The organism is Streptomyces mobaraensis, from assembly GCF_020099395.1.
Lineage (GTDB): Bacteria > Actinomycetota > Actinomycetes > Streptomycetales > Streptomycetaceae > Streptomyces.
Map to the genome: position 1 here is coordinate 4,934,504 of NZ_CP083590.1, position 12,781 is coordinate 4,947,284.

Annotated in this window: 8 protein-coding genes and 1 tRNA gene; 4 read left to right on the top strand and 5 right to left on the bottom strand. The window is 73.8% G+C overall.

Annotated features, from left to right (window positions below; genetic code table 11):
- Positions 1–16 precede the first annotated feature (16 nt).
- Both K7I03_RS21585 and K7I03_RS21590 read right to left on the bottom strand, forming a co-directional pair.
- Positions 17–868: an SWIM zinc finger family protein gene (locus K7I03_RS21585; protein WP_185944911.1), complete on the bottom strand. Its 852-nt coding sequence runs from the start codon at positions 866–868 to the stop codon at positions 17–19.
- Complete coding sequence (locus K7I03_RS21590; RefSeq protein ID WP_185944912.1) at positions 865–4,056, bottom strand: DEAD/DEAH box helicase; 3,192 nt, start codon at positions 4,054–4,056, stop codon at positions 865–867. Before K7I03_RS21590 ends, K7I03_RS21585 begins: the two co-directional genes overlap by 4 nt.
- Positions 4,057–4,627: 571 nt before the next feature.
- Between K7I03_RS21590 and rfbB the strand changes: the two genes are divergently transcribed.
- Positions 4,628–5,680: a dTDP-glucose 4,6-dehydratase gene (gene rfbB / locus K7I03_RS21595; RefSeq protein ID WP_221903427.1), complete on the top strand. Its 1,053-nt coding sequence runs from the start codon at positions 4,628–4,630 to the stop codon at positions 5,678–5,680.
- A 97-nt stretch (positions 5,681–5,777) separates the two neighbouring features.
- Here the strand turns inward: rfbB and K7I03_RS21600 are convergent, their stop codons facing one another.
- A complete protein-coding gene (locus K7I03_RS21600; RefSeq protein ID WP_185944913.1) occupies positions 5,778–7,256 on the bottom strand; it encodes an MFS transporter in 1,479 nt (492 codons plus the stop codon).
- Between the two features lie 75 nt (positions 7,257–7,331).
- On the opposite strand from K7I03_RS21600, the gene K7I03_RS21605 reads away from it, so the two are divergent.
- Complete coding sequence (locus K7I03_RS21605; RefSeq protein WP_185944914.1) at positions 7,332–7,817, top strand: MarR family winged helix-turn-helix transcriptional regulator; 486 nt, start codon at positions 7,332–7,334, stop codon at positions 7,815–7,817.
- A 358-nt stretch (positions 7,818–8,175) separates the two neighbouring features.
- Here the strand turns inward: K7I03_RS21605 and K7I03_RS21610 are convergent, their stop codons facing one another.
- Both K7I03_RS21610 and K7I03_RS21615 read right to left on the bottom strand, forming a co-directional pair.
- On the bottom strand, positions 8,176–8,397 hold the full coding sequence (locus K7I03_RS21610) for a CarD family transcriptional regulator (RefSeq protein ID WP_224347147.1): 222 nt from the start codon (positions 8,395–8,397) through the stop codon (positions 8,176–8,178).
- A 147-nt stretch (positions 8,398–8,544) separates the two neighbouring features.
- A tRNA-Arg gene (locus tag K7I03_RS21615) sits at positions 8,545–8,617 on the bottom strand.
- Between the two features lie 308 nt (positions 8,618–8,925).
- On the opposite strand from K7I03_RS21615, the gene K7I03_RS21620 reads away from it, so the two are divergent.
- Together K7I03_RS21620 and K7I03_RS21625 are read left to right on the top strand one after the other, a co-directional pair.
- Positions 8,926–10,584 (top strand): dynamin family protein, encoded by a 1,659-nt coding sequence (locus K7I03_RS21620; RefSeq protein ID WP_185944984.1) that lies wholly within the window; start codon positions 8,926–8,928, stop codon positions 10,582–10,584.
- Positions 10,581–12,569: a GTPase gene (locus K7I03_RS21625; RefSeq protein ID WP_185944915.1), complete on the top strand. Its 1,989-nt coding sequence runs from the start codon at positions 10,581–10,583 to the stop codon at positions 12,567–12,569. Before K7I03_RS21620 ends, K7I03_RS21625 begins: the two co-directional genes overlap by 4 nt.
- Positions 12,570–12,781 lie beyond the last annotated feature (212 nt).

Here is a 12,781-nt window from a genome sequence, read left to right on the forward strand (position 1 = left end):
TCGTTCTCGCATCCGCTCAGGCGCTCCCTCCCGCCGTGCGCCACGCGTGGGCCGCGGCCCGTTCCACCGCGCCGGCCAGCAGCTCGGCGTCGGCCGGTGAGCGGCCCGGCGGCGGGCCCAGCCGGCGCAGCCTGCGGGCGGGGTCGGCGGGCGGCTGGGGGTGCAGGGGGACGGCGGTGAGGTCGCCGCCGGTGAAGTAGGAGTCGTCGGCGGGCAGTTCGGCGGCGGCGATGGTCTCGGGGGCGGCGGACGCGTCGGCGGTGCCGCCGGACCGGGCGGCCCGCAGTTCGGTCAGCAGCCTCTCCCGGCCGCGCCCGCGCAGGGCGGGCAGTAGGAAGGGGTTGTCCTGGAGGGCGTCGGCGAAGGTGTAGTGGACGGCGGCACCGTGGGAACACGGGTCACCGCTGTCCCGGCAGTCGCAGTGGCAGGAAAGCTCGCCGCGCCGGGGGAAGAGGGCGAGCCCGGCTTTGCCGAAGGTGGCGTCGATGTCCTCGGGCATCCGGCCTTCGAGCAGGGACGCCGCGTGCCGGAGCTGCCCGGCCAGCACCCGGACGCCGGCCGTCCACTCGCCGTCGCCGAAGACCGGGAGCCGCAGCGTCACCTCGTAACTCGTCTTGGCCAGTTCCACCCGGGCGGTGACCTCGCCCGGGCGGACCGTCAGGCCCTGGACCGCGCCCTGGCGGGCCAGCGTACGGCCGCGCGGGAGGCGGGGGTTGGGGTAGGTGGCGCCCAGCGACTCCAGGGCGCGGATCCAGCGCCTGCTCCACCAGGTGCCGCCCGGGGCGGCCGGTTTCTCGCGGCCGGCCGGCTTCCCCCGGGTGGCGGGCTTTTCGTGGGTGTGTGTGGCGCGGCGCGTGGCGGTGCTCATGCCGTTTCTCCTGTGACTGCCGAGGGGGTCGGGTCGCCCGCGCTCGTGGACTCCTCCGAGTCGGCGAGGCGGACGAGGGCGCGCAGGGCGGCGTCGTCGAGCTCGGCCAGCCAGGTCTCACTCGTACCGACGACGGCGTCCGCGAGGGAGCGCTTGCTCTCCAGGAGCGCGTCGATGCGTTCCTCGAAGGTGTCGGCGGTGACCAGTTTGTGCACGTGCACGGTCTTCGTCTGGCCGATGCGGTGGGCGCGGTCGGTGGCCTGGTCCTCGACGGCGGGGTTCCACCAGCGGTCGTAGTGCAGGACGTGCGAGGCCCGGGTGAGGTTGAGGCCGAAGCCGCCCGCCTTGAGGCTGATGACGAGCAGCGGGGACGCCGCGTCGCCGTGCTGGAACGCGTCCACCATCGCGTCGCGCCGCTCGGCCGGGGTGCCGCCGTGCAGGAACGGTACGTCGTCCAGGCCGAGTTCGGTGGCGAGGTGGCGGGCCAGCAGCTCGCCCATGACGCGGTACTGGGTGAAGACGAGGGCCCGGTCGCCCACCGCGACGGCCTCGCCCAGCATCTCCGTCGCCCGCATCAGCTTCCCGGACCGGCCCGCCAGCGCGTTCGCGGACGCCGGGACCTCGCCCAGGTACTGGGCCGGGTGGTTGCAGATCTGCTTGAGGTGGGTGAGCAGCCGCAGCACGTTGCCCTGCCGCCGGATGCCGGTGCCGAGCCCGTCGTCGCCGTCGAGCGCGTCCGCGACGGCGGCCCGGTAGAGCCGGGCCTGCTCGGCGGTGAGGTCGCAGGGGACCGTGGACTCCATCTTGGCCGGCAGCTCGTCCACCACCGCGCTCTTCATCCGCCGCAGCACGAACGGCGAGACGACGGCACGCAGCCGCTCGGCCGCCTCCCGGTCGCCGCCGCGCTCGATCGGCCCGGCGAACCGCTCCTTGAACCGCCGGTGCGAGCCGAGCAGCCCGGGGTTGGCGAAGTGCGCGATGGACCACAGCTCCGACAGCCGGTTCTCGACCGGGGTACCGGTCAGCGCCACCCGGGCCCGGGCGTCCAGGCGCAGGGCCGCGCGGGCCGTCTGCGCGGTGTGGTTCTTGATCTGCTGCGCCTCGTCCAGGACGACGAGGTCCCAGTCGGCGGAGGCGAGCAGGTCGGCGTCCAGCCGCAGCAGGGCGTAGCTGGTGACGACGACCGCGCCTGGGGTGAAGGCGTCGGGGCCGGTGGCCCGCCGGGCACCGTGATGACGGATGACGGTCAAGCCCGGTGCGAACCGGGCCAGTTCGCGCTCCCAGTTGCTCACGACGGACGTCGGGCAGACGACGAGCCGGGGGCGGTCGCCGGTGCGGCCGGCGAGCAGCGCGATGGTCTGGAGCGTCTTGCCCAGGCCCATGTCGTCGGCGAGCAGCGCGCCGAAGCCCAGGTCGGTGAGGGACTGCAGCCAGGCGACGCCGCGCCGCTGGTAGTCGCGGAGGTCGGCGCGCACACCGGTGAGGTCGGGCTCGGTGCGCCCGCCCGCCTCGCGCAGCCGCCCGACGAGGTCGGCGACCGAGCCGTCGGCGACGGCCGGCACGTCGCCGAACTCCTCGGTGCGGTGGTGGCCGCACAGCGCGATGGCCAGCGCCTCGGCGGTCGAGAGCCGTCCCGACGTGCCGACGAGTCCGGCCAGTTGGTCGATCCGGTCGGGGTCGAGCCGGATCCAGGTGTTCCGCCAGGGGGCGAGGGGCTCGCCGCGGGAGGCGAGGAGGGCGACCTCGTCGGGGGTCACCACGTCGTCGCCGACGACGGCTTCCCAGCGGTAGGTGACGGTACGGGCGCGGGGTGCGGCGTTGTTCCCGGGCGTGCTGTTGTGCGTGCTTCCGTGCGTGTTTCGGTGCGTGTTTCGGTGCGTCCGGCGGGTGCCGACGCGGAGGCGGGGGCCGAGGACATTGCCGCTCGCGCCGTCGTCACCTCCTTCACCGCCTTCACCTCCTTCACCGCCTTCGCCACCTTTGCCGCCTTTGCCGCCCAACTCCTCCGGGACGGTGAGCCCGATGCCCGCGGTGTGCAGGGCGGTCGCGGTGTCGCCGAACAACCCGGCCGCCTGGAAGGGGTTGAGCAGCACCCGCGTCGGCCGGCTCTCCTCCAGACAGGCGGCGAGGGGCCGGAACACGCGGGCCGCGCGGCCCAGCCCCTCGGTCAGCGCCTCCTGCGGGCCGTCCAGGACCCGGCCGCCGAGGGGGAGGGGGTCGGAACCGGCGTCCCAGACGCGGTGGGCGGAGACCAGGGTGCCCGGTTCGTCCACCGCCTCCAGGTGGAAGGTCAGCGGCCAGAGCGCGTCCGGCCCGGCGGGCGTGCCGAGGCGGAGGTGGAGCCGGACGGCGGCCCGCTCGCCGTCGCCGGCCAGGGCCCATGCGGCGAGCTGGTCGGGGGTGGGGGCGGCGGAGGCGGGGATATCGGGGGAGTTGGGGGTGGTGGTGAGGGTGGCTGCCCAAGTGGGTGGGGTGGTGGGTGCGAGAGCCGGGGCGTCGGTGGTGCGGGCGCAGGCGTCGGCGACGGCGTCGCAGAAGGCGGTGAGGAGGGCGAGGGGGGACCAGACGCGCGTGGGGGTGGGGGGTGTGTCGGTGGCGTCCGGTGCGGAAGTGGCCTTCGGTGGGGAGGCGGCGTCCGGCGTCGGGACGCGCAGGGCGTGGGCGGCGGCGGGCAGAGCCGCGGCGAGGGCCGCCAGCCGTGGGTCGCCGTCGGTCGCGGCCCGCCAGTGGGCGCGGACCTGGCCCTCGCCGGCCTCACGCAGCACGGGGACGAGGTGGCCGGCGGTGACGTGCTCCAGGGCGAGGCGGGCGGCGACGGCCCAGGCGTGGACGGAGTGGCCCCAGGGGCGGCCGGGGGCGGGGGCTTCCGGCACGTCGTCGCCGTCGCCGTCGCCGTCGCCGTCGTCGCCGTCGCCGTCGCTGGCGTCGGCGTCGGTTCCGGTTGCGGTCAGGGCAGCCAGCGCGCCGACCGCCTCGCCGACCGGGACCAGCAGCGCGGGGACGTCCACGTCCACCAGGGAGCCGCCGTGCGGCAGAAGGGTGGGAAGCGTGGGGAGAGTGGGAGGAGTGAGGGAAGCGGGGAGCCGGGTGCCCGTGGTGTCGGCGGCGCCGGCCGGCAGGCCCAGGGCCGCCGCCTCCACCGCGGGTTCGGGGGTGCCCCAGAAGGCTATGGCTCCGTTTCCCGGCACGTCGGGATCCGGAACGAACGTCGCCTGCAAGCGGCCGGGAAACTCCGGCGTGCCCATACAGCGGTCCCATCTGTTCGGCAATACGGACGTCAGGAAGCGGACAGCATAACCAGGTAATGCGGGAATTTCACATGAGGCCGGTGAAGGCCGTATTCGACGGGCGCTTCCCGTGCGTTCCCGCGTATGTCGGATGAGTGCTCCCGGGATCGCCGGACGGAATGGCCTACGGCCGGCTCCACCCTGTGCCGACTGGGCGGGGCGCCATCCAGGGCCCGGGCGGGGGCGGTGGCCCGTCGAAAACCGGCCATCCCGCCCTTTTCGGCCGTAATTTCTGCGGAGGTATTCCGAGAGCGCATTTTCCCGCAATGTCAAATCGCTCCGGTGGGAAATTCCGGGGACATGAATTCCGTGCTTCGTCAAGCGCGCCGCGCTTTCCCTTTCCGGCCGCTGTGCGCACCCCTCCGGGCGCATGGAACGGAAGATCACCGCCACGATCCGGAGGCCCCAGTCCCGAATCTGCGTCCGCCCGCTGCCTGGTAAGGGGCGATCACGGCACGGTAGAGCTGTCCCCATGAGCACTGAGACGCGCACCACGGAGACGCGCACCGCCGCGCAGGAGACCGCCGCCGTTCCCAGGATCCTCGTCACCGGCGGCGCCGGGTTCATCGGTTCCCACTACGTCCGCACCCTGCTGGCCGGGGACGGACCGGAGCGCCCGTACCTCACCGTCCTCGACAAGCTCACCTACGCCGGCGTCCCGGCCAACCTCGACGCCGTCCGCCACTCCGACCGCTTCCGTTTCGTCCAGGGCGACATCTGCGACACCGAGCTGGTCGACCGGCTGGCCGCCGAGCACGACCAGATCGTCCACTTCGCGGCCGAGTCCCACGTCGACCGTTCCGTACGGGAGGCGGACGCCTTCGTCCGGACCAATGTGCTGGGCACACAGAGACTCCTCGACGCGGCGCTGCACAACGGTGTCCGGGTCTTCGTGCACATTTCGACCGACGAGGTCTACGGCTCCATCGATCACGGCTCCTGGACCGAGGACGCGCCGCTGTCCCCCAACTCCCCTTACGCGGCGGCCAAGGCGGCCGGCGACCTGTTCGCCCTCGCCTGCCACCGCACCCACGACCTCGACGTACGCGTCACCCGCTGTTCCAACAACTACGGCCACCACCACTTCCCCGAGAAGCTGATACCGCTGTTCGTCACCAATCTGATGGACGGCCTGGAGGTGCCGCTCTACGGGGACGGGCGCAACGTCCGCGACTGGCTGCACATCGACGACCACATCCGCGGCATCGAACTCGTCCGCACCCGCGGCCGGGCCGGCGAGATCTACCACATCGGCGGCGGCGCCGAACTGACCAACCGCGAGCTCACCGACATGCTGGTGGAGGCGGTCGGCGCGAAACCGTCGCTCGTCCGGCACGTCGAGGACCGCAAGGCCCACGACCGCCGCTACTCGCTCGACTGGAGCAAGATCCGCGACGAGCTGGGGTACCGGCCGGTCCGCGACTTCGAGGAGGCGCTGGCGGAGACGGTCGCCTGGTACCGCAACAACCGCGCCTGGTGGGAACCGCTCAAGCAGCGGGCGGCGCTGCTGCCGCCGACGAGCTGACCCGGTCTGGCCCGGCCCGCCCCGACCCGATCTGACCCGATGCCGAAGCCTCCCGCCCACCGGAAGTCCGGGACGGGAGGTTTCGTCCGAAACCGGATCACCAGGACCGGGGCGCGGACCTCCGGGGCAGCAGGAAGCTGACGGCGAAGCAGAGGGCGATGAGGCCGAGACCGGCCCCCATGGTGGCGGTGAAACCGGGGACGTAGCCGTGGGCGCGCCCGTCGGGGTGGGAGTCGCGGACGGCGAAGAAGACGGTGCCCATGACGGCGACACCGGCGGAGGCGGCGAGCTGCGCGACGGTGTTGAACAGGCCGGATCCGGACCCGGCGTGCTCGCCGGGAATGCCCTCCAGCGTGAGCGCGGCCAGCGGCGCGACGGTGAGCCCGAGACCCAGTCCGCCGACGGTGACGCCGGGCAGGAAGTCGAGCCAGGTCGCGCCGGGGCCAGCCGACCGCGCGATGAGGGCGAGGAGCAGGAAGCCGACGGCGAGGACGACGAGTCCGAGCTGCACGGTGACCCGGCCGAACCTCGGCAGGAGGACGGCCGCGCCGAGCCCGGCGCCGAGGACGGTGGCGATCGGCCAGGGCAGAATCGCGACGCCGGCGGCCATCGGGCCCATCTCCAGGCCGGCCTGGAGCAGTTGCATGAAGGTGAGGAAGAAGCCCATGACCGGCAGGAAGAACAGGAACTGCAGCAGCAGCCCGCCGCCGACCGGGCGCAGCCGGAACAGCGACATCTCGACGAGCGGCGTCCGGCCGGCGGCGGAGAGCCCCTTCTCGTGGCGGTGGAAGAGGAAGAGGACGGCCACGCCGAGCGTGAGGCAGACGTACGTCCAGGCGGGCCACGGCCGTTCCTCGCTGCCGGCGATCAGCGGGTACAGCACCAGGACGAGCCCGGCGCCGGAGAGGAGCATGCCCAGCGGATCCAGCCGGGGCCGGGTCCCGGCACGGCCTTCGGGCAGCGCCCGGGAGGCGACGACGAGCGCCACGACGCCCACCGGGACGTTGAGCCAGAACACCGCGCGCCAGCCCTGCCCGAACGGATCGGCCTCCAGCAGGGCGGCGCCGAGGATCGGGCCGACGGCGGAGGCGAGGCCGTTGAGCGAGGAGAACGCGGCCATCGCGCCGCCGCGCTCGTGGGGCGCGTACATCAGCTGGATCTGCGACAGCACCTGCGGCACCATCGCCGCGGCGAAGACGCCCTGGACCACACGGGTCGCCACCAGCGCTCCGGCGCCGGGCGCGACGGCGCACAGCGCGGAGGCCAGGGTGAACCCGGCGACACCGACGAGGAACACCCGCCGGTACCCGTAGAGATCACCGAGGCGCGCCCCGGTGACGATGCCGAGCGCGAACGCCAGCGTGTACCCGGCCAGCAGCCACTGCGACTGCGCGGGGGAGGCGCCCAGATCCTCGCGGAGCGAGGGAAGGGCGACGTTCATGATCGTGACGTCGAGCAGATCCATGAAGCTCGCCAGCAGGATCACGACGAGCGCCAGGGTCCGCGCCCGGCCGGACGCGGTGGGGGTGGCGGGTGGCGCGGGCGGGGCGGGTGGAGCGGATGCGTCGGTGGACATCCGGAATCCTCCGGTTCGGGGCTAGAATAGCTGCATCGCTAAGTATCTTATCCACGAAGCTAAAAGGGGATGTCAATGAGTGTCAAGCCGACGGCTGGAGGGGCGGGCGGCTCGGCGGACGCCCTCGCCGACCACATCATGCTGGCCATGACCGACCTGGCCGGCGCGCTCGGACGGCTCCACGACCGCATCGCCCAGCAGCTGAACGTGGCCCCCACGGACCTGCTCTGCCTCCACACCCTCGACCGTGAGGGCCCCACCACCGCCGGCACCCTCAGCACCCGCCTGGGCCGCACCACCGGCGCGGTCACCCACATGCTCGACCGCCTCGAAAAGGGCGGCTACGTTCACCGCCGCCCGCACCCCGAGGACCGCCGCCGCGTGATCGTGGAAGCCTCTCCCGAGGGCCTCCGCCGCATCGCCGCCTACTACAAGGGCCTCGACGCCCGCAGCCGCACCCTCGCTTCCGACTTCTCGCCGCAGGAACTCCAGGCGATCCTGCGCTTCCTGACGGGCAGCCGGAACGACGTCCTGGCGGAGACGGAGGAGCTACCGAAGTGACCGGCCCGACTGGGCCTGACCGGGGCCTGGCTGGGCCTTACCGGCCCCACAGGGCCACAGGGCCACAGGGCGACAGGGCGACAGGGCGACAGGGCGACAGAAAAATGCCCCTCCTGTTTAAAGAAGGGGCGCAACGTCAGAAGGACGTACTCGCGACCGGGTCCTCGGACGCAACGGCCTCGTCCTCCCCGAAGTCCGGGGCCTGGAAGGGGTTCGTCGTCGGAGGCGGCAGTTCGAGGGCCGAGCGGCGGGGTGCCCCTTCCGGGGCGGAGAACAGTGAGGTCGAGTCGATGAGAGGTCTCCCTTTGCGTTGCCGGCCCGGCGAAGGGCCGGCGTGCCGCAACACGGCACAGAGGTCCTAGAGTTTGGTCATTTTGGCGTACGGGCTCAGGATCCGCTCTTCGGTAGAGCCGAAATCCACGAGCACCGCGATCCCGTCCTCGACGCCGGTCACCCGGCCGAGTCCGTACATGTCATGCGTGACCTGGTCGCCCACGGCGAAGTCCTTGGGAGCCGGCGTGACCTTGGCCGCGAAGGGGCTGGTGGGCAGATGACGCTTGAGTGCAGCAGGCTTTGTCATTGCCCCCAGTATGCGCCCGGGACGGCCCCCTGCGCGGCCGTCGTCTGCGTCGATTCCGACACAGATCACCACCGCCAGCGCCCCCCACCCCAGCCACCCTCACACTGACCAGCAAAAAGACCCTCCCAAGGGGAGGGTCTGACCGTGCGCCCCCGGCAGGACTCGAACCTGCGGCCAAGCGCTTAGAAGGCGCCTGCTCTATCCACTGAGCTACGGGGGCCGGTGTGGTACGGCGGTGTCGCGGACGGCTGAAGCCCCGGGCTCGGTGGTGCCGTGACCTTGCCGGGGACAAGGATAGGGCTCCGCGTACCTCGTCCCGGTTGCTTCACCTCCGTGACACGATGTGGAGGTTCGGTGAAGCGGTCCTGATAATCGCAGGCGAGTGCGAATCGTGCACCGTTTTTGACGCCTCCTGCGGCGGGTGTTGTGTACTCGTTATGCCCGGGCCTCACTCGCCACGCCCCGCGCGGCATGGTCTATACGCTTCAAAAACACCTCAGAATTGGGCATTCTGCACATGTGGCGACCTTGGACGTACGGCCCCGGCTGATCGACGCGCTGTCCGCACTGCGGGACCGCGTCGAGGCCGCTCGGTTTCCGCTCCCCCTTCCCGGCGCCGTTCGCGCCCGTCGCAACCGTGCCGAGCTCCTTGCGCAGCTTGACGACTACCTCGTGCCCCGGTTGTGCGCCCCCGAAGCGCCGTTGCTCGCGGTGGTGGGGGGATCCACCGGGGCGGGGAAGTCCACGCTGGTGAACTCGCTGGTGGGGCGGCGGGTGACGGAGGCGGGGGTGCTGCGGCCGACGACGCGGGTGCCGGTGCTCGTCTGCAATCCGGACGATCACCACTGGTTCGCCGGGCCGCGGGTGCTGCCCGCGTTGCGGAGGGTCCGGGTGCCCGCGCGGGACGGGCTGCTGGAGGACGTCCCCGTAGAGGTGACCCCTACGGGTGACGAGGACGACGACCGGCCCGGGCTGCGGCTGGAGACCGACCGGGCGCTGCCCCGCGGGCTGGCGCTGCTGGACGCGCCCGACATCGACTCCCTCGTGGAGCGCAACCGGGAGCTCGCCGCGCAGCTGATCTGCGCGGCGGACGTGTGGGTGCTGGTCACCACGGCCACCCGGTACGCGGACGCGGTGCCGTGGCATCTGCTGCGGGCGGCGAAGGAGTACGACGTCACGCTGGTCACCGTCGTGGACCGGGTGCCGCACCAGGTGACGGGGGAGGTGGCGCGGCAGTTCGGGGCGCTGCTGGAGGCGGCGGGGCTGGGGGACGTCCCCCGGTTCACCATTCCCGAGCTGCCCGAGTCGGTGGCCGGCGGGAGCGGGCTGCTGCCGGTCACGGCCGTGGCGGGGCTGCGGGCCTGGCTGATCCAGCGAGCCCAGGATCCCGCCTCGCGGACGGTGGCCCGGGCCCGTACCGCCAACGGCGTGCTGGCGTCGCTCGGTTCGCGGCTGCCGGGGCTGGCCGGGGCCGCGGCCGGGCAGCACTCGGCGGCGGTGCGGCTGCTCCAGCGGGTCGAGGACGCGTACGGCCGGGCCGCGGACCGGGTCCGGCGGGACGCGGCCGGCGGTGAGGCGCTGGCCGGCGACGCGCTGACGCACTGGCGCGGCCACCCGCGCGACAGCACCTCCGACGAGCTGCTGACCGCCCTCACCAACGCCTTCATCGCCCTGCTGGCCTGCGCCGTCGACGCCGCCGACGAGGAGATCGCCACCGCCTGCGCCGGCGACCCGGCCGCCGTCACCGCGCTGGCCCCGCGGGACGCGGAGGGCGCCGCCGCCCGGATCGGGGTGGCCGTGCGCTACTGGCGCCGCTGCCTGGAGGAGCACGCGGAGGAGGAGGTGCGTGAGGCTCGTGGGGCGCGGGAGGTACGGCAGGTCCGGCATGTCCATGGTTCCGAACGCGGTGGGGTTCCCGACGCGGACCGGGTGACGGCGCTGCTCGCCGCCTCACTGCTGGGCGGACGGCGGGCGCAGTCCGCGAGCGAGGCGCTCGCCGAGGCGCTCGGCGCCCGGAGCGCGCTCCGGTTGCGCGAACGTGGTGGCGCGCTCCTCGACGCATGCGTGGATCGCGTCCTGGGGGCCGAGCGCGACCGCCGTACCGCCCCCCTGGAAGCCCTCGACGTCACCCCCGACCACCAGGTCGAACTCATCGCCGCGCTGTCCGTGTTGCAGAAGGAAAGGTGACCGCGGTGCACTCAGCCGACAGCCGCCGCGGGCCGGGGAGGCCGCCCGCGTCCGACGCCGTCGACCGCTCCTGGGACGACGGACTCATCGCCCGCCGCGCACGCCCGGAGCGTACGCAACCGGACAAGGCGCGCCAGGAACAGCGGGAGCGCGCGGCGGTCCCCGCGCGCCCGGTGCCGAGCGTCGCCACCGTCCTCGGCGGCACGCTCCTCACCCGCCTCGACGCCCTCCGCGAACTGGTCGGACTCTCCCGGGCGAGGCTCGACGGCGGGACGCTCGACCAGGCCGGACGCGTGCTGGAGGAGGCCGCCGTCCGGCAGCGGCACCCCCTCGACCTGACGGTCGTGGCCCTCGCCGGATCGACCGGAAGCGGCAAGTCCACCCTCTTCAACGCCCTCGCCCGCGCCCAGCTCTCCGAGGCCGGAGTGCGCCGTCCCACCACCTCCGCGCCCGTCGCGTGCGCCTGGACCGACCGCGCGGAGGGGCTCCTGGACCGGCTCGGGATCCCGGAGGGGGCGCGTCGCAAGCCGCCGCGCCCCCGCGACCCCGGGTTCGCCGGACTCGTCCTCCTCGACCTCCCGGACCACGACTCGGCGGCGGCCGGCCACCGCGAGCAGGTCGACCGGCTGCTGGAGCTGGTGGACGCGGTGATCTGGGTGGTCGACCCGGAGAAATACGCCGACGCGGTGCTGCACGAGCGCTACCTCCGCCCGCTGGCCGGCTACGCGGAGGTCACCTTCGTCGTCCTCAACCAGCTCGACCGGCTCTCCGGGGACGCCGCGGACCAGGTCCTGGACGACCTGCGGCGGCTCCTCGACGAGGACGGCCTGGCCCTCGGCGAGCACGGCGAGCCCGGGGCGGCGGTCCTGGCCCTGTCCGCGCTGACCGGCGAGGGCGTCGGCGAACTGCGCGAGGTGCTCGGCCAGTTCGTCACCCGCAGGAAGGCCGCCGAACTCCGCCTCACCGCCGACGTCGACGGCGCCTCGGCACGGCTGCGCCCCGTCTACGTCGCCGAGGGCCGGCCCGGGCTGACGGACGGGGCGCGGCTGGACTTCGAGGACCGGCTGGCGGAGGCCGTCGGTGCCCGCGCGTCCGGGCTGCGTGCCGAACGGACCTGGCTGCGCGGCGCGGAACGGGCCTGCGGGACGGTCTGGGGCCACGCCTGGCGGCACTACCGGAAGACCCGGGAGGCGCGGACGGGTGAGACCGGTGCGAGCAGTGGTGCGGACGTGGCACCGCCGCAGCGGCGCACGGCCTCCCGGCCGCTGGTCGAGCAGGCGGTACGCACCCTGGTGCACGAGGCGTCCGCCGGGCTGCCGGAACCGTGGGCGCTGGCCGTCCGCGAGGCCGCCGTCAACGGTGCCGAGGGGCTGCCCGAGGCCCTGGACGAGGCCGGCGCGGCGGCTTCCCTGCCCGCCGCGCGCCGCGGCGCGTCCGGCGTCCGGTGGACGGGCGGGCGGCGCGCGGCGGGGGCTTCGTCCGGCGCAGCGGAGGGTACGAGGACGGGCGGACGGCGTGCTTCCGGCCGGGGTACGGGCGGGTGGCGCACCGGCGGCAGGCGTACCGGGGACCGGCGTACGGGCGGCAGGCGGACGGGCGCCGGACGGACGCGCGGGGGCGGCGCGCCCCGGCTGGTGCGACCGCGGTGGTGGGCTCTGGCCACGGCTGCACAGGTGATGCTGGTGCTGCTGCAACTGGGTGGACTGGTGTGGTTGCTGACCGCGCTCTGCGGCGGCACGGAGGTGCCCTGGTGGGTGCCCGGCGGGCTGACGGCGGGCTGTGCGGCGGGGGCGCCCCTGCTGTCCTGGGGCTGCCGGATGGCCGCCCGGGGGCCGGCCCGGGGGTACGGACTGGAGACGGAACGCCGGCTGCGGAACGCCGCGGCGGCCTGTGGGCGGGAACGGGTGCTGGAGCCGGTGGCGGCGGAGTTGCTGCGGTACCGGGAGTTGCGGGGGCGGTACGTGGTGGCCGCGGGGGAGGGGTGACGTGGAGGACGGGTGATGCGGGGAGGGGGCTCCGGGCGGCGCGGCGGTGCGGTGCGTGCCCTGCCTGTGGAAAACCCGTTGGCCGTCCCTTGACGGTGAGGGAAGGGAGGGGGAGGGGAGTGAAGGGGCGGCTGTGTGCTCCTGTGAGTGACGGGTTTCTTCCGTGCGCTCGCTCGCTGTCCACAGGCCCCGACGGGCCTTGCCCGTCGCGT